The 16938-nt window shown below is 36.1% G+C and carries 15 protein-coding genes; 12 read left to right on the top strand and 3 right to left on the bottom strand.

Annotated features, from left to right (window positions below; genetic code table 11):
• Positions 1-115 precede the first annotated feature (115 nt).
• The 11 genes from sucD (at position 116) to fabG (ending at position 11123) form a co-directional block, all read left to right on the top strand.
• Entirely contained in the window at positions 116-988 is an 873-nt protein-coding gene (gene sucD, locus IEV50_RS14150) for a succinate--CoA ligase subunit alpha (RefSeq protein ID WP_188415458.1), read from the top strand.
• 157 nt (positions 989-1145) lie between these two features.
• On the top strand, positions 1146-1538 hold the full coding sequence (locus IEV50_RS14145; RefSeq protein ID WP_188415456.1) for a GxxExxY protein: 393 nt from the start codon (positions 1146-1148) through the stop codon (positions 1536-1538).
• A gap of 185 nt (positions 1539-1723) precedes the next feature.
• Positions 1724-2227, top strand: coding sequence for a methionine-R-sulfoxide reductase (locus IEV50_RS14140; RefSeq protein ID WP_188415453.1), 504 nt, complete (start codon positions 1724-1726; stop codon positions 2225-2227).
• Positions 2228-2456: 229 nt separating this feature from the next.
• Positions 2457-2837, top strand: coding sequence for a septal ring lytic transglycosylase RlpA family protein (locus IEV50_RS14135; protein ID WP_188415451.1), 381 nt, complete (start codon positions 2457-2459; stop codon positions 2835-2837).
• A gap of 453 nt (positions 2838-3290) precedes the next feature.
• Entirely contained in the window at positions 3291-4262 is a 972-nt protein-coding gene (locus IEV50_RS14130; protein ID WP_188415449.1) for a ribonucleoside-diphosphate reductase small subunit, read from the top strand.
• A 158-nt stretch (positions 4263-4420) separates the two neighbouring features.
• Complete coding sequence (locus IEV50_RS14125) at positions 4421-6805, top strand: ribonucleoside-diphosphate reductase subunit alpha (protein WP_188415446.1); 2385 nt, start codon at positions 4421-4423, stop codon at positions 6803-6805.
• Positions 6806-7023: 218 nt separating this feature from the next.
• Positions 7024-7260 (top strand): cysteine-rich CWC family protein, encoded by a 237-nt coding sequence (locus tag IEV50_RS14120; RefSeq protein WP_308785479.1) that lies wholly within the window; start codon positions 7024-7026, stop codon positions 7258-7260.
• 496 nt (positions 7261-7756) lie between these two features.
• Entirely contained in the window at positions 7757-8632 is an 876-nt protein-coding gene (locus tag IEV50_RS14115; RefSeq protein ID WP_188415444.1) for a carbon-nitrogen hydrolase, read from the top strand.
• 124 nt (positions 8633-8756) lie between these two features.
• The gene (locus IEV50_RS14110; RefSeq protein WP_188415442.1) at positions 8757-9833 is read left to right on the top strand and encodes an agmatine deiminase family protein; all 1077 of its coding nucleotides are present in this window, start codon (positions 8757-8759) and stop codon (positions 9831-9833) included.
• Positions 9834-9989: 156 nt separating this feature from the next.
• Complete coding sequence (locus IEV50_RS14105) at positions 9990-10292, top strand: GIY-YIG nuclease family protein (protein WP_229746741.1); 303 nt, start codon at positions 9990-9992, stop codon at positions 10290-10292.
• A gap of 87 nt (positions 10293-10379) precedes the next feature.
• On the top strand, positions 10380-11123 hold the full coding sequence (gene fabG, locus IEV50_RS14100; RefSeq protein ID WP_188415440.1) for a 3-oxoacyl-[acyl-carrier-protein] reductase: 744 nt from the start codon (positions 10380-10382) through the stop codon (positions 11121-11123).
• A 65-nt stretch (positions 11124-11188) separates the two neighbouring features.
• Here fabG and IEV50_RS14095 read toward each other — a convergent pair whose 3' ends face one another.
• Positions 11189-11923, bottom strand: coding sequence for a L,D-transpeptidase family protein (locus IEV50_RS14095; protein ID WP_188415438.1), 735 nt, complete (start codon positions 11921-11923; stop codon positions 11189-11191).
• Between the two features lie 731 nt (positions 11924-12654).
• Between IEV50_RS14095 and IEV50_RS14090 the strand changes: the two genes are divergently transcribed.
• Positions 12655-14739, top strand: a complete 2085-nt coding sequence (locus IEV50_RS14090; RefSeq protein WP_188415435.1) for a hypothetical protein — start codon at positions 12655-12657, stop codon at positions 14737-14739.
• A 266-nt stretch (positions 14740-15005) separates the two neighbouring features.
• Here IEV50_RS14090 and IEV50_RS14085 read toward each other — a convergent pair whose 3' ends face one another.
• Positions 15006-15305: an FtsB family cell division protein gene (locus IEV50_RS14085; protein WP_029286805.1), complete on the bottom strand. Its 300-nt coding sequence runs from the start codon at positions 15303-15305 to the stop codon at positions 15006-15008.
• Positions 15306-15500: 195 nt separating this feature from the next.
• Entirely contained in the window at positions 15501-16796 is a 1296-nt protein-coding gene (gene eno, locus IEV50_RS14080; protein WP_188415433.1) for a phosphopyruvate hydratase, read from the bottom strand.
• Between the last annotated feature and the right edge of the window lie 142 nt (positions 16797-16938).

Below are 16938 nucleotides of genomic sequence, written 5' to 3'. Positions count from 1 at the left end.
CTGAAGTAGCCATTGGTCAATTCCTTACATTTTCCTGAAAAAATGGGCTAAATAATCTATTTTAGGTTTGACTTTCCAGCCAATAATATTAGCTTTGCACAAAAAATATTGATACATGAGCGTTTTAGTAAATAAAGATTCTAAGGTTATCGTTCAGGGTTTTACCGGAAACGAAGGAACTTACCATGCTGAGCAGATGCTTGCATACGGTACAAACGTAGTTGGTGGTGTAACGCCTGGCAAAGGTGGGCAATTACATTTAGATAAGCCTGTTTTTAATACTGTTGCAGCTGCTGTTGAAGAAACGGGAGCAAATGTATCTATCATTTTCGTGCCGCCTGCTTTTGCTGCTGATGCGATTATGGAAGCTGCCGAAGGTGGTATTAAAGTTATTGTTTGTATTACGGAAGGTATCCCAACTAAGGATATGATTCAGGTTAAAGAATATATTTCCGACCGCGATGTTACGCTTATCGGCCCTAACTGCCCGGGTGTAATTACTGCTGATGAAGCTAAAATCGGTATTATGCCAGGTTTTATCTTTAAAAAAGGTCATGTAGGTGTGGTTTCTAAATCAGGAACTTTAACTTATGAAGCAGTAGATCAGGTTGTTAAAGCAGGCTTAGGTATCACAACAGCTATTGGTATTGGTGGCGACCCAATTATTGGTACACCAACTGTTGAAGCAGTTAAATTATTAATGAACGATCCGGACACTCACGGTATCATCATGATTGGTGAAATTGGTGGTGGAATGGAAGCTGAAGCTGCTCGTTGGATTAAAGAAAACGGTACTAAACCTGTTGTAGGTTTCATCGCCGGTCAAACCGCGCCTCCAGGACGTAGAATGGGCCACGCTGGTGCTATAGTTGGTGGTGCTGATGATACTGCTGCTGCAAAAATGAAAATCATGCGTGAGTGTGGTATTCGCGTAGTAGAAAGCCCTGCTGAAATTGGTGCTGCAATGGCAGAAGAATTAGCAAAATAAGATTTTAAAATTTATATAAATGAAAGCGCTTCGATTATTCGAGGCGCTTTTTTTTGTTGTATTGGAAAATTATTTGCCGCGGAAGCACAGAAATCACGGAAAAGAAAAGGAGAAGTAATTTTTGAATTTTGATTAAATTAGTTTCAAAATTATCGATATGGATTATAAAATAAAACAAGATAATTTCCCCTATAAAATTGAAACTGATTTAATTATTAATGCTGCGATAGATGTTCACAAAGATTTAGGTTGTGGCTTTCTTGAAATTATTTATAAAGATGCACTTTATATTGAGTTAGAAAGCAGAGGCTATCGTTATGAAAGAGAAAAACGCTACCCAGTTTATTATAAAGACATTCTGTTGCCACACAGTTTTTATGCTGATTTTATAATTTTTGATACTGGTATATTAGAAATAAAAGCTAAAAGTGGAATTGCAAATGAGGATTTAGCTCAAAAGATTAATTATTTGAAATGCTCGGATTGTACGGTGGGTTTAATTTTAAATTTCAGCAAGCCAACTTTGGAAATAAGACGTGTTGTTCTATAAAAAATAGATTCTGTGTAATCTGTGCTTCCGTGGCAAAAAGATATTTTAGCAAAACAACTTTGTCAATATGTTCCATACCTTCAATGTTTGCATATCAAAATAGTTCATTTATCATCCCTTTGTAAACACTATGACAAACCCTTAAGCCAATAAACCAAAATCAAATCTATAGCGTATATTGATATATGAAAACGATGTTAAATAAACTATTTTTGATTTCTGCGGTTGTTTTAATTACAAGTCTTTCTGCTTGTGCACAGAAGCAAGAGAAGAAAGAAACAAAACAATCGCAAGGAACAGAAAAAATAACACCAAAGAATAAAATGAACTGGAATCCATTAACCCCCGAAGAAGAAAGAGTAATTGTAAATAAAGGTACAGAATATCCTGGTACAGGTAAGTATGAACTAACAACAGATAAAGGCACTTATACTTGTAAGCGCTGCGATGCTGCGCTATATCGTTCAGAAACTAAATTCGATGCACATTGCGGATGGCCAGCCTTTGATGATGAAATTAAAGGTGCGGTGAAAAAAATTCCTGATGCAGATGGCTCACGTACAGAAATCGTTTGTGCAAATTGCGGCGCACATTTAGGCCACGTATTTTTAGGTGAGGGATTTACCAATAAAGATACTCGTCATTGTGTAAATTCCATCTCTATGAACTTCGTGCCAGATAAAAAATAAGGTGGATATAGTCGGGTTAGGTAGAGGTGTACGACGAAAGTTGTACGCCTTTTTTGTACGTTAGCTACTTATTTTACTTAATCTTTCCTTAAAGACCGGATTCATTTTACACGGCTAATTTGATGGTTTTAGTCATCGCACTTTAGACTTTAGACCTCCAACTTTTCCACAATTTATGATTATAAACTAAATGCTTATATTTGCAGGCTCGATAAATAAATTTTAGCCTATGAAGTATGTTCTGTTATTAAGTTTTTGTTTCTTGTTTTTACAAGGTAAAGCACAAAATTCTGATGCATCAAATGAGCCAGATAGCGTAAAAAAATCAGTTCTGGCAACATACTACCACAGAAAATTCGAAGGTCGCCGAACCACCAGCGGCGCCAAATACAGAGCAAAAAAATTAACAGCAGCACATCGCACTTTACCATTCGGTACCATGATTACGGTAACCAATCCCGATAATGGAAAATCAGTCGAAGTTAAAGTAAATGATAGGGGGCCATTCTCCAAAAAATTGGCTATAGATTTATCAGAAAGTGCTGCTAAACAGATAGGTATCTACAGTAAAGGTATTGCCAGAGTAAAGCTAAGTTATAGCCTGGAGTAATACTTCTTTTAGCTCTATTTTGTTGTTATTATACACCTCAAATTTAAGTTATTAACACTTGTTTCTGTTTCCTAAACCCTTAAAAAGAAATGATTAGCTTTTTTTTCGCCTGAAAATGATATTTAGGTTATGCATTTATCCACTAAAATCGAGGTAGTGTTAACAACTTTGATTCACAAAAAAGGGCTCCCGTATATATATTTGTTATAACAAAGTTCTTTAACTTCTTGCGCTTTAAAACAAATATAAAAGCTTAATTTTTAGGAATTTACAACTACATTTCTCTAGTGTGAATGTGAAATTTAACAAACTAAAAACTAAGTTGTTTGAAGGGCAATGGGGTTAGCACTTTCACTACAGCGTTTTGATAAAAACATTACAATCATCATATTAAATTGATGGATGCGTGGTTTCGTCGGCTCTGTGCAAATTGAAGATTAAAAATATCAGCTTATGGAACAGGAATTACTATTACAAGAAAATAAAGACAGATTTGTGCTTTTGCCAATTAAATATCCGGCAATTTGGGAAATGTATAAGAAAACCGAAGCCAGTTTTTGGACAGCAGAGGAAATCGATCTATCTGACGACCAAAAGCATTGGGATAATTTAAATGATGGCGAAAGACATTTCATCTCTCATATTCTTGCCTTCTTTTCTGCTAGTGATGGTATTGTAAATGAAAACCTTGCGGTAAACTTCATGAGTGAGGTGCAGCTACCAGAGGCTCGTTGTTTCTACGGTTTCCAGATTATGATGGAAAACATTCATGCAGAAACCTATGCTTTATTAATTGATACTTATATTAAAGATCCGGAAGAAAAAGATCGTTTGTTCCATGCTATTGATACAGTTCCGGCTGTAAAAAGAAAAGCAGAATGGGCTTTGCGATGGATTGATAATGGAACTTTTGCTGAGCGTTTAGTAGCTTTTGCTGCGGTAGAAGGTATATTCTTTAGCGGAAGTTTCTGCTCTATCTTTTGGTTAAAGAAACGTGGCTTAATGCCAGGATTAACCTTCAGTAATGAGTTAATCTCAAGAGATGAAGGCTCTCATTGCGAATTTGCTTGTTTATTGTACAGCATGTTAAGCAATAAATTAAGCGAAGAACAAGTTCAGGGCATTATCAGCGATGCGGTAGAAATCGAAAAAGAATTTATTACCGAAGCTTTACCAGTAGCTTTAATTGGTATGAATGCAAAATTAATGAGTCAGTATATTGAATTTGTAGCCGATAGATGGTTACAGGAACTGGGTTACAAAAAAATCTACAATGCAACCAATCCATTCGATTTTATGGAAATGATTTCATTGCAGGGGAAAACTAACTTTTTCGAAAAACGTGTTGGTGATTATCAGAAAAGTGGTGTTTTGACCTCTGCTGATAACAATAAACAAGCGTTTTCTTTAGATGAAGACTTTTAAATAAAGGAATTTTGAATTTAGAAATGATAGTATGAGTGAATGCTCATGCCATCATCAAAAAATAAATAAAATATTACGAGCTAGTTTGAACAGTTGAATGGAATTCGATTATTCAAAACTCACTCATTCACACATTAACAAATTAAATCTCATAAATTATGTTCGTACTAAAAAGAGATGGCCGCAAGGAAGCGGTGCAATTTGACAAAATCACAGCTCGTATTCAAAAGTTGTGCTATAGTTTAAATTCAGACCTTGTAGATCCAATCGATGTTGCCAAAAAGGTAATCGAAGGTTTATATGATGGTGTAACTACATCAGAGTTGGATAACCTTGCGGCAGAAACTGCAGCTTCTCTAACTACAAAGCACCCTGATTATGCTTTGTTGGCATCGCGTATCGCGGTTTCTAACTTGCATAAAAACACTATCAAGTCATTCTCGGGTACGATGAAAATGTTGTACGAATATTTCGATCCGAAAGCGCAAAAAGCGGCACCGCTTATCGCTGATGATGTTTATGAGATTATTGAAAAAAACAGAGATATTTTAGATAGTTCTATCATCTACGACCGCGATTTCGGTTTCGATTATTTCGGTTTCAAAACACTGGAAAAATCATATCTACTGAAAGTTAATGGTCAGATTGTAGAGCGTCCTCAGCATTTATTCATGCGTGTTTCTGTTGGTATCCACAAAGAAGATATCGATAGCGCAATTAAAACGTATAATTTAATGAGTGAGCGTTGGTTTACACACGCAACGCCAACTTTGTTTAATGCTGCTACACCGAAACCTCAAATGTCGTCTTGTTTCTTGTTAACCATGCAAGATGATAGCATCGAAGGAATTTACGATACATTAAAACAAACTGCTAAAATCTCTCAAAGTGCTGGTGGTATTGGCTTAAGCATTCACAACATTCGTGCAACTGGTTCGTATATCGGTGGTACAAATGGTACAAGTAACGGTATTATTCCAATGTTACGTGTATTTAACGATACCGCTCGTTACGTAGACCAAGGCGGAGGTAAACGTAAAGGTGCTTTCGCAATTTATTTAGAACCTTGGCATGCAGATGTTTTCGAATTCTTAGACTTGCGTAAAAACCATGGTAAAGAAGAGATGCGTGCCCGTGATTTATTTTATGCCCTTTGGATAAACGATTTGTTTATGCAACGTGTTAAAGATAATGGCGAATGGACTTTATTCTGTCCGCATGAGGCACCAGGTTTGGCTGATTGTTTTGGCGCAGCGTTCGAAACTTTATACACTAAATATGAAGCAGAAGGTCGCGGTAGAAAAACCATTAAAGCACAAGAATTGTGGTTTGCTATTTTAGATTCGCAGATTGAAACCGGTACACCTTACATGTTGTTTAAAGATGCAGCCAACAGCAAATCTAACCAACAGAATTTAGGTACCATTAAGAGTTCTAACTTGTGTACTGAGATTATCGAATATACTTCTAAAGATGAAGTTGCCGTTTGTAACTTAGCATCATTAGCATTGCCTCGTTTTGTAATTAATGGCGCTTTCGACCATCAAAAATTATATGATGTAACTTATCAGGCTACTTTAAACCTAAATAAAATCATCGACCACAACTATTATCCGGTAATTGAGGCAGAAAATTCAAACATGCGCCACCGTCCGGTAGGGTTGGGTGTGCAAGGTTTGGCTGATGCATTTATTTTATTGCGTTTACCTTTCGAAAGCGATGAGGCAAAACGTTTGAATAAAGATATTTTTGAAACAATTTATTTCGCATCGATGACGGCTTCACACGATTTAGCTGTGAAAAACGGTGCTTATCAAACTTTCAAAGGTTCACCATTATCGAAAGGTAAATTCCAGTTCGATTTGTGGAATGTAACGCCAGATAGCGGTCGTTGGGATTGGAATGCATTGCGTAAAAAAGTTGTTAAAGATGGCGTTTATAACTCGTTATTAGTTGCACCAATGCCAACTGCATCTACTTCTCAAATTTTGGGTAACAACGAATGTTTCGAGCCATATACCTCTAACATTTACACCCGTCGTGTATTAAGTGGCGAGTTTGTAGTAGTAAATAAACACTTGCTGAAAGATTTAGTATCGTTGGGCTTATGGAACAATGATATGAAAAACCAAATCATTTTGGCTAATGGTTCTGTTCAAGGTATCGATGCCATTCCAAATTATATTAAAGAATTGTACAAAACGGTTTGGGAAATTAAGATGCGTAACATCATCGATATGGCTGCAGACCGTGGCGCTTACATCTGCCAATCGCAATCGTTAAACTTGTTTATCAATGCACCAAATACTTCGAAATTAACTTCAATGCACTTTTATGCATGGGAGAAAGGTTTGAAAACCGGTATGTACTACCTACGTACTCAGGCAGCATCGCAAGCTGTTAAATTTACAGTAGAAAACCAAGGCGGTAAAGCAATTGAGGCTGTAATTCCTGCAACTATTCCACAAGACCAAGTTGCTGAAGAAATTGTAGATGGACCAGTTTGTTCTATGGAAGAAGGTTGCATTAGCTGTTCAGGGTAAATTAGTTCAATAGTTCATTAGCCATTGGTTCATTAGTTTTATGCATCAACTACCAATGAACGAATGACCATTGAACCGATGAACATTCTAAAGCAATAAAATACGTAAGGTTTTGGGCAAACGCCCAAAACCTTATTTTTTGTCATTACTTTTGCTTTTAGTTTAATAGTTCATTAGTAACTGGTTCATTAGTTCGTGTGCCAAACACCAATGAACGAATGACCAGTGAATCAATGAACCTCCCTTTAAAACATAGCAAACACGAAATCATTCCCTGCGAAAGATGCGGAACAGCTATTGAATGCAAAGCAAATTCTTACACCAAATGTCAATGCAGCGTGGTGCAACTCAGCATCAATGAAGTACAATATATATCTGAATTGTATGATGGCTGCTTGTGTGCAAAATGTTTATTTGAATTGCAGCAAGAGTATAGAGAAGATATTGGGGTGTAATAATAAACCGGCTAACAAACGGCAATGAATTACAATATGGCTGTTTTTGCTTGGTTGAAATAAAATGGTAATTAATGGAATATCGATTTTTTCACTGGCTGAAATCAGATAGAATTGAATAATAGATATGGCTTTTTACGCTAGGTTATTCATTGCAGGCTGCTTTAGCTGCCTGTATAAATAATAATGTAGATTGGCTTTAGCCAAATTTTGAATTTTGCAACCTCAAATAGAAGCAAAAAATTCCCCGAATTAAACGGGATAGAAGTGGCAGCCTCCGATTTTTCATCGGAGCTAAAACGGATAGCCCGACTATCAATTATCAAAGCTACTGTCATTGCTTTCCAAATCACAACTTAAACAATCTCTCTTCCTTTCTAGCCTCAACCTTTTTACATAACTTTGCAACCTAATTTAGAATGACCGAATTTCGAATGATTGAGTGCCTTGTAAATTCACTAAATCTATCAATCTATCATTCTCTCATTTGAAAAACATGAAGAAAGTTAAAGTTGGCTTGGTGCAGATGAGCTGTACAAAAGATAAGCAGGAAAATTTAGATAAAGCGATTGCTAAAGTAATAGAGGCGGCGGCAAAAGGTGCGCAAATTGTGTGTTTGCAGGAGCTTTTTACTTCTTTGTATTTCTGCGATGTGGAAGATTACGATAATTTTGATTTAGCAGAAGCAATTCCTGGTCCATCGACTGATGCTTTGCAAGTAGTTGCTAAGGAATTGGGCGTGGTAATTATTGCATCGTTATTTGAGAAACGTGCTGAAGGCTTATACCACAACACCACTGCTGTTTTAGATGCTGATGGTTCTTATTTAGGTAAATATCGTAAAATGCATATTCCTGATGACCCGGCTTTCTACGAAAAATTCTACTTCACTCCGGGCGATTTAGGTTACAAAGTTTTTGAAACGAAGTTTGCTAAAATCGGTATTCTAATTTGTTGGGACCAATGGTACCCGGAAGCATCACGAATTACAGCATTGATGGGAGCGGATATCATGTTTTATCCAACGGCAATTGGCTGGGCAACCGACCAGGATGAAGAAACGAATGAAGACCAATATAATGCTTGGCAGACTATTCAACGTTCGCATTCAGTTGCAAATGGTGTTCCTGTGGTAAGTGTAAATCGAGTGGGTTTTGAACAAGATGGTGCAATGAAATTTTGGGGCGGAAGTTTCGCGACAAATGCACAAGGGAAATTGCTTTATCTGGCATCTCATGATAATGAAGAAACAGAAGTTGTTGAACTGGATTTAGACCAAAGCGACTTTATGCGGAAACATTGGCCATTTTTGAGAGATAGAAGAATAGATTCTTACCAACCGATTACAAAAAGATATATTGATGGTGATTAAGCATAAAGGTTAAAGACTAAAGCTTAAAGCGAAAACCATAAGTAGTTGTCATCCTGAGCCTGTCGAAGGACAAAACATTTCGACAAACTCAATGTGACACCTCTAAATTATAAGACCAAACGAAATGTCAAATTTCCCTCCAAGAAAAGAGCTAAATATCAATCAATTCGATTATTCTCCAAAGCAACAAGGTTATGCTTTCCCTGCAGAATGGGTGAAGCATGAAGCAACATGGTTGAGTTGGCCACATAAGGAGGCCAGTTGGCCAGATAAAATTGAAACAATTTACGAACCGTATTGTCAGTTTATTAAAACCGTTGCCGAGGGAGAAAAAGTTCGCATTAATGTGAAAGATGAAGAAATGAAAGCTTTTGCAGTTTCTGAATTAACAAAAATTGATGCAGATTTAAGCCAGATTGAATTTTATTTCAATGAAACCAATGATGCCTGGTGTCGAGACCATGGTCCGGCTTTCTTGCTAAAAGGAAATGAAAAGGCTGTGATAGATTGGGGTTACAATGCCTGGGGTGGAAAATATCCTCCTTTTGATTTGGATGATGTAGTACCCACCAAAATTGCAAAGCATTTTGCTTTACCCTTATTCTTACCTGATATTGTGATGGAAGGTGGTTCGGTAGAATTTAATGGCGCTGGAACAATTTTAACTACAACAGCTTGTTTGTTGAATGAGAATCGTAATCCACATTTAAATAAAGAGCAGATTGAAAAATACTTATTAGAGTATTACGGACAGGAGCAGGTTTTATGGTTAGGTGATGGAATTGTCGGAGATGATACGGATGGCCATATCGATGACATTACACGGTTTGTAAATGAAGATACCGTTTTAACGGTGGTAGAAAGTAATCCATTGGATGAAAACTATATTTTATTGCAAGAGAATTTGGCTTCTTTAAAAGCAATGAAATTGAAAGATGGCCAACCGTTAAAGATTGTGGAATTGCCAATGCCATCACCAGTAATTCATGAAGACACACGTTTGCCGGCATCTTATGCGAATTTTTACATCGCGAATTCTGCGGTGATTGTACCGATTTTTAATGATGTTAACGACCAAAAAGCTTTAGATATTATTCAAAGTTGTTTCCCTGATAGAAAGGTAGTTGGAATTAACTCTGTAGATATTATTTGGGGATTGGGCAGTTTTCATTGTTTGAGCCAGCAAGAACCGGCGGTTTAATTAGGCTTTTTACTTACCACCTGTCATCCTGAGCTTGTCGAAGGACAATTACGAGTGTTTCGACAGGCTCAACATGACAAGGCGTAAATAGGAGTGGTGGAGAAAAGGCTTATCAAAAAGAATTTTTAGTAACTTCACTTTATCTAAATATTTCACATGGCTACAATTCATAATTACTTTGTTTACATCTTAGAATGTATAGATAAAAGTTATTATGTAGGAGTAACTAATGATTTGGATATAAGAATACAACAGCACACTAATGGGGAAAATATATCTTCTTATACATTTACACTAAGGCCTGTCGTATTAAAATATTATAAAAGATTTGGCCAAATTGGACATGCTATAGAATTTGATAAACAAGTTAAAGGCTGGAGTAGAAAGAAAAAAGAAGCCTTGTTTTCGGAAGATTGGGATGAAATTGTTAGATTATCAAATTTGAAAAAAGAAGAATAGATAATATATTTGAAGAAGGTTAATAAAAGTCTTCGACAAGCTCAGACTGACAACAACAATCAGACTGAAAAACAACAAAAATTAAAAATGAAATTACTAGAAGGAAAAACAGCATTAATTACTGGCGCATCGAAAGGTATTGGCCGTAAAATAGCTGAAAAATTTGCTGAGCAAGGTGCTAATGTAGCATTCACATATTTATCATCGGTAGAAAAAGGTGAGGCGTTGGAGCAAGAATTACAAAGTTTCGGTACGAAAGTTAAAGGTTACCGTTCTGATGCATCAAAATTTGCTGAAGCAGAGCAATTAATAAATGACGTAGTTGCTGAGTTCGGAACGATTGATATTGTAGTGAATAATGCTGGCATTACCAAAGATGGTTTGTTAATGCGCATGAGTGAAGAAAACTGGGATGATGTTATAAACATCAACTTAAAATCTGTATTCAACGTAACTAAAGCTGCCTCGAAAGTGATGATGAAAGCCCGTAAAGGTGTTTTTATTAATATGAGCTCGGTAGTTGGTGTTACCGGTAACGCCGGACAAGCAAACTACGCAGCATCAAAAGCTGGTATTATAGGTTTCACAAAGTCGGTTGCTAAAGAATTAGGTTCTAGAAATATTCGTGCTAATGTTGTAGCTCCAGGTTTTATTCGTACCGAAATGACTGAGGTTTTAGACCCTGCAGTTGTTGCTGGATGGGAAAAAGATATTCCACTAAAACGAGCAGGTGAAACAGAAGATATTGCGAATGTTTGTGTGTTCTTGGCATCTGATATGAGTGCTTATGTAACCGGACAAACTTTATCGGTTTGCGGAGGAATGCTGTAATTTTAGCTGAAAGACCAAAGATAAAAGCTTAAAACCTGCTAGCAATATAAACGCTAGCAGGTTTTCTATTTTACAACATATTTTCCTTTTACCTCCTTAATATCAGCTAAGTTTTTATTCTTCTCAAAAGCCAAATATCCAGATTGTAAGGTTTTCCAAAAGCCTAACTGCGCCGGAAATTTTGTTTTATACTTTTTTACATTTTCTTCGGTCATTTTGAATGGATAAATGTTAACAGGGATTTTTTCCTGACCAGAATTCTTAGCCTCGACTGCTAAAACGTAAACTTCCTTTATTTTATCGTCGGTTAAAGGGATGCAACCTACGGTTACGCAATTCCCATGAATGTAAATCTCACCACCTGGTTTTCTATCTATTCCAGTTCTCGCTAAGTCAACTGAATTTGGGTAGTTTACACCTAAAGATAAATGAAAGCTGCTCATCGGATTGAAAACATTAATGAAGTAGAATCCTTCCGGTGTTTGTTTATCGCCTTCGATAACTTTTGGCCCTAATGTGCCAGAATGCGCACAGAAATCGTAAACTCTAAATAACGAATAGTTTTTATCTGCTTTGCTTTTCAACCAAATTTCCAATTTTCCTTCTACTTTGTAAGCATTTATTACCATAGAGATTTCTTTGCCGTAGCCAGCTGATTTTATAAATTTCTGTAAGGTTTCCCATTTTTCCTGATAGGCATTTTCTACTCTTTCGAATTTAATTTGAGATGCTTTGAAGTTGTTTTGGGCATTGGCCATAAGACTTAAAAATAGCAGAAACGTTAAGCAGATTAATTTCATGAAATTTGGTTTAGTTAAAGCTAAATAAATTAACGATTTAACCGCAAAGGTCGCGAAGATTTTCTAATCGTTAAATCGCAGAGAACGCTAAGCTGGTTTTTTAAGAAGAGAGCCCTTATTCTATATCCACTAAACTAGAAACTTAAACTTGGCTTTTCTTTGCGTAAATTCTTTGTGTTCTTTGCGGTTAAATAACTTAACGATTTAACCGCAAAGGTCGAGAAGATTTTCTAAATACTAAGTCGCAAAGAACACTAAGCTGGTTTTTTAAAAAGGGGCATTTATTCTATGTCCACTAAACTAAAAACTTAACTTGGCTTTTCTTTGCGTAAATTCTTTGTGTTCTTTGTGGTTAAATAAAATTATAATTTTTAACTGCGAAGCTCACCAAGTTTTTCTAAATGTTAAATCGCAGAGAACGCTAAGCTGGGTTTTTTAAATTATGCGTTTGACTTTGTGCCTCATGGATAAAAACTTAAACTTCGCTTTTCTTTGCGTAAATTCTCTGTGTTCTTTGCGGTTAAATAACTTAACGATTTAACCGCAAAGGTCGAGAAGATTTTCTAAATACTAAGTCGCAAAGAACGCTAAGCTAGTTTTTTAAAAAGGGGGCATTTATTCTATGTCCACTAAACTAAAAACTTAACTTGGCTTTTCTTTGCGTAAATTCTTTGTGTTCTTTGCGGTTAAATAACTAGAAAAGTTCCTCAAAATTAGCATCTTTATAAAATATGAATGGCTTTTTTGCTGGTACTTCTATTTTGTATTTTCTGGGTTGCCTTACATTGGGCGTATTATATTCATGGTTGCTTTACATCGGCAATAGAAACCTTGATAAGCAGTTACGATATGGATTGGCCGCCATCAGAATGGTTGCTGTTACCACAATAGCATGGCTTTTATTCGCTCCACTAATCAAGACTTTAAATTATACATTAGATAAGCCCGTAATTATTATCGGGCAAGATAACTCTTTATCCGTAGGGCAAGTTAAAGCCACCCGTTTCGACCAGAAACTATATGAACAAAATTTAAAAGCATTAAAAGATAAACTTTCAGATAAATACGAAGTAAAAACCTACAATTTTGGCGATTCTGTAGCTGATGGATTTGATTTCAAAAATCAAGGAAAACTAACAGATGCTTCAGCGTTTTTTCAGAAGATTAAAGACGAATATACCAATAGGAACATTGGTGCAATTGTTCTGGCTACTGATGGTATTTTCAATCATGGCGGCAATCCATTGTACAGCATCAATCAAATAAATGCACCGGTTTATACAATTGCTTTGGGCGATAGCATCCCCAAACGCGATGTTTTAATCTCGAATGTAAATTATAATAACATTGTTTATTTAGATGATGATTTTACTGTTGAAGTGCAGATTCAGGCGTTTCAAAGTGATAGAGAAAATACAAAACTAACGGTCAGCCAGAATGGGGGGAAGGTTGCGCAACAAAATATCGCCATCAATAACAACTCATTTGTTAAAACCATACCTATAAAGTTACATGCAGGCAAAATTGGAGTTCAAGAATATACCGTTCAGCTGGCGAAACTCCCAAATGAAATTACAACAAAAAATAATTCGCAAACGTTTTATATAGAAGTTATTGACGGGAGGCAGAAAGTTTTGCTGGCTGGAGTTTCACCTCATCCAGATTTGGGTGTGCTTAAAGAGGCGATTTCGCTTAATAAGCATTACGAGGTAAAACTTGCTCTTGCTGATGATTTAAGTTCGACAGACCCATCGAAATTTGATTTAATCGTTCTTTACCAATTGCCCGATGCGCAGAATATTTCATCGGCATTTTTGCAAAAAGTAATCGCTTCAAAGAGACCGATTTGGTATATTTTAGGCGCTCAAAGTGGTATAAATGCCTTCAATCAAGTTCAAAATCAGGTTAATTTAAGTTCTGCAAATGGTTCCATTCAAGAAGTTTATCCAGATTTCGCCAATGGATTTACGAGTTTCAACTTATCAGAAGAGGAGAAAAAAACCTTTTCAACTTTCGATCCTCTGCTAACTCCATTTGGTAGATTAACAGTTAATGCCAGTGCTACACCAGTTTTTAATCAGCGTATTGGCAAGATAAGTACGCAGCAACCACTTCTGTTTTTCACTAATGATAATGGTTTAAAAGCTGGTTATTTAATGGGAGAAGGTTTGTGGCGTTGGAAACTATCTGAGGCGGAAAATGAAGTCGAACAATCGAGCTTAAATGATTTGATTTCCAAAACAGTTCAATACCTTTCTGTAAAAGACGATAAAAGAAGATTTAAGGTTTTTACTTCTAAATCTGCTTATGATGAAAATGAATCAATTCAGTTTAATGCTACGTTTTACAATGAAAGTTATCAGGCCGTAAATGAACCGGAAGTGAATTTGCAAGTTAAAAATGAGGCAGGGAAATTATTCAATTATACGTTCTCCAAAACCGAAAGTGCCTATCAACTTGATGCCGGTAATATGGCTTCAGGAAATTATGCTTACACCGCAAATACAACATTAGGTGGGAAAAGATTTACAGCATCTGGTAGTTTTTATGTTAATGCATTAATTGCTGAATACCAGCAAACCACAGCCAACCATCAATTGTTAAATGCCATTTCTAAACAAAGCAATGGTAAACTTTTTATGCCACAAGATTTATTGAAGATTGCCGATGAAATTTTGAAAAATGAAAACATTAAAACCATCAGTTACGAAGACCGTAAATATGATGAACTGATTAACATAAAATGGTTATTCGGGTTAATTTTGGTTTTGCTAAGTGTAGAATGGTTTTTTAGAAAGCGAAATGGAGAACTCTAATTGATGTAATAGGGAAGAAGATGTAAAATGGATAGTGTGAGATGTATGGCGTAAGAGGAAAAATATTAGATTTTTTTAATCTACTCCTAAATCCTGCCTTATCCTAAAATCCTAAAAATACTCCTCCCAAGTTATGTACTAATTCTAACTAGTCTATCTTGTATCTTAAGTAATATGCAAATTGATGTGAGATGAAGAAACGGTGTTTTTGCTCCTAAATCCTGCCTTATCCTAAAATCCTAAAAATCCTGTTCTAAAATCCTCTTCTAGTCTTTCTTTTCTTCACGAATAATCACGAAAACATCTTCATTGTCTTTTTTCATGAAATATTTTTCGCGGGCAAATTTTTCAGCTGTATTTAAATTGGTATTCAGTTCGTTTAAATCCTTTTTAACCTGGGCAGTTTCTTTCTCGAAATATTCCTTTTCTTCTTGTAATTTGTTCGCTTGGCTGCGGTATTCGTATTGCGACATCATATCGTTTTTATCGAAAAACAGCATCCACATGGCAAAAGCGACTGTTGCCAGAAAATATTTATTGCGGAAAAGGTCTATTAAACGTTTCATATATTGATATGAGATTTTAGATGTTAGATTTGAAACCTCCAAACCGATAAACAAATATAGTATTAAAATAAAAACATCCGAAGATTTAAAATCTCCGGATGTTTTGCAAATAAGTTTTTCAACTTGTTAACACTCCAAACCCTTGAAGGGGCTTAGTGGTAGTTCCTTAAGTCCCCTTTAGGGGATTTAGGTGTTTTATTTCTTCGCGTATTTGAAGTTTTTACCAATGAAACGGGCATTTTCGCCTAATTCTTCTTCAATACGCAATAACTGATTGTATTTTGCAATTCTGTCTGAACGAGATGCCGAACCCGTTTTAATCTGTCCGCAGTTTAAAGCAACAGCTAAATCAGCAATCGTAACATCCTCAGTTTCGCCTGAACGGTGACTCATAACTGAAGTATAACCATTTGTTTGTGCTAAAGAAACTGCATTAATTGTTTCCGTTAACGAACCAATTTGATTCACTTTAACCAAAATTGAGTTTGCAATTTCTTCGTCAATACCACGTTGTAAACGCGTAACATTCGTTACAAACAAGTCATCACCAACTAATTGAACTTTGTCGCCAACTTTTTCAGTTAAAGCTTTCCAACCTGCCCAATCGTTTTCATCCATACCATCCTCAATCGAAATAATCGGGTATTTTACAGATAAATCAGCTAAATATTGTGCTTGTTCTTCGCTTGAACGAATGGCACCTTTATCGCCTTCAAATTTAGTGTAATCGTATTTGCCATCTTTGTAAAACTCAGATGATGCACAATCTAAAGCTAAATAAATATCCGAACCTGGTTTGTAACCTGCCTTTTCAATCGCTTTTAAAACCGTTTCAATCGCATCTTCTGTACCATCAAAAGTAGGGGCAAAACCACCTTCGTCACCAACGGTTGTAGTTAACCCTCTATCATGTAAAATACCTTTTAATGTATGAAAAACTTCAGTTCCCCAACGCAATGCTTCAGAAAAAGATGGTGCACCTACTGGCATAATCATAAATTCCTGGAAAGCAATCGGCGCATCAGAGTGAGAACCGCCGTTAATGATGTTCATCATCGGAATTGGCAAAGTATTCGCATTTACACCACCAATGTAGCGGTATAAAGGCTGACCAATTTCATCAGCTGCCGCTTTTGCAGCCGCTAAAGAAACACCCAAAATTGCGTTAGCACCTAAATTACCTTTGTTTTCGGTAGCATCAAGGTCTAACATTAATTTATCAATTGTATTTTGTTCGAAAACATCAATACCTCTTAAAGCATCAGCAATTTTAGTATTTACATTTTCTACAGCTTTTAAAACGCCTTTACCTAAATATGTAGATTTATCTCCATCGCGTAACTCAACCGCTTCGTGTTGACCAGTAGATGCACCACTTGGTACCGCTGCACGCCCGAAAGCGCCTGCTTCTGTTACTACTTCTACTTCTAAAGTTGGGTTGCCTCTCGAATCGAGAATTTGTCTGGCATGGACATTAACAATTATGCTCATTTTATTTAATTTTATTGATTTTTTAACCTGCTTAGTGTATAAAGTACAATTACTAAGCCTAACACCAAAGTTAATATATTTTTTAAATAAATAAAGCGTTTAGGCTGTTAATGTTACCTTAGTTATTCAAGTTTAATCAGTT

Origin of the sequence: Pedobacter mendelii, assembly GCF_014635725.1 — a bacterium.
Taxonomy (GTDB): domain Bacteria; phylum Bacteroidota; class Bacteroidia; order Sphingobacteriales; family Sphingobacteriaceae; genus Pedobacter; species Pedobacter mendelii.
This window is presented reverse-complemented; position numbering and strand designations above follow the sequence as displayed.

Excerpts from the sequence above, each read along its gene's own strand:
- sucD (WP_188415458.1), top strand. The coding sequence starts at position 116 with ATGAGCGTTTTAGTAAATAAAGATTCTAAGGTTATCGTTCAGGGTTTT.
- IEV50_RS14145 (WP_188415456.1), top strand. The coding sequence starts at position 1,146 with ATGGATTATAAAATAAAACAAGATAATTTCCCCTATAAAATTGAAACT.
- IEV50_RS14140 (WP_188415453.1), top strand. The coding sequence starts at position 1,724 with ATGAAAACGATGTTAAATAAACTATTTTTGATTTCTGCGGTTGTTTTA.
- IEV50_RS14135 (WP_188415451.1), top strand. The coding sequence starts at position 2,457 with ATGAAGTATGTTCTGTTATTAAGTTTTTGTTTCTTGTTTTTACAAGGT.
- IEV50_RS14130 (WP_188415449.1), top strand. The coding sequence starts at position 3,291 with ATGGAACAGGAATTACTATTACAAGAAAATAAAGACAGATTTGTGCTT.
- IEV50_RS14125 (WP_188415446.1), top strand. The coding sequence starts at position 4,421 with ATGTTCGTACTAAAAAGAGATGGCCGCAAGGAAGCGGTGCAATTTGAC.
- IEV50_RS14120 (WP_308785479.1), top strand. The coding sequence starts at position 7,024 with ATGACCAGTGAATCAATGAACCTCCCTTTAAAACATAGCAAACACGAA.
- IEV50_RS14115 (WP_188415444.1), top strand. The coding sequence starts at position 7,757 with ATGAAGAAAGTTAAAGTTGGCTTGGTGCAGATGAGCTGTACAAAAGAT.
- IEV50_RS14110 (WP_188415442.1), top strand. The coding sequence starts at position 8,757 with ATGTCAAATTTCCCTCCAAGAAAAGAGCTAAATATCAATCAATTCGAT.
- IEV50_RS14105 (WP_229746741.1), top strand. The coding sequence starts at position 9,990 with ATGGCTACAATTCATAATTACTTTGTTTACATCTTAGAATGTATAGAT.
- fabG (WP_188415440.1), top strand. The coding sequence starts at position 10,380 with ATGAAATTACTAGAAGGAAAAACAGCATTAATTACTGGCGCATCGAAA.
- IEV50_RS14095 (WP_188415438.1), bottom strand. The coding sequence starts at position 11,923 with ATGAAATTAATCTGCTTAACGTTTCTGCTATTTTTAAGTCTTATGGCC.
- IEV50_RS14090 (WP_188415435.1), top strand. The coding sequence starts at position 12,655 with ATGAATGGCTTTTTTGCTGGTACTTCTATTTTGTATTTTCTGGGTTGC.
- IEV50_RS14085 (WP_029286805.1), bottom strand. The coding sequence starts at position 15,305 with ATGAAACGTTTAATAGACCTTTTCCGCAATAAATATTTTCTGGCAACA.
- eno (WP_188415433.1), bottom strand. The coding sequence starts at position 16,796 with ATGAGCATAATTGTTAATGTCCATGCCAGACAAATTCTCGATTCGAGA.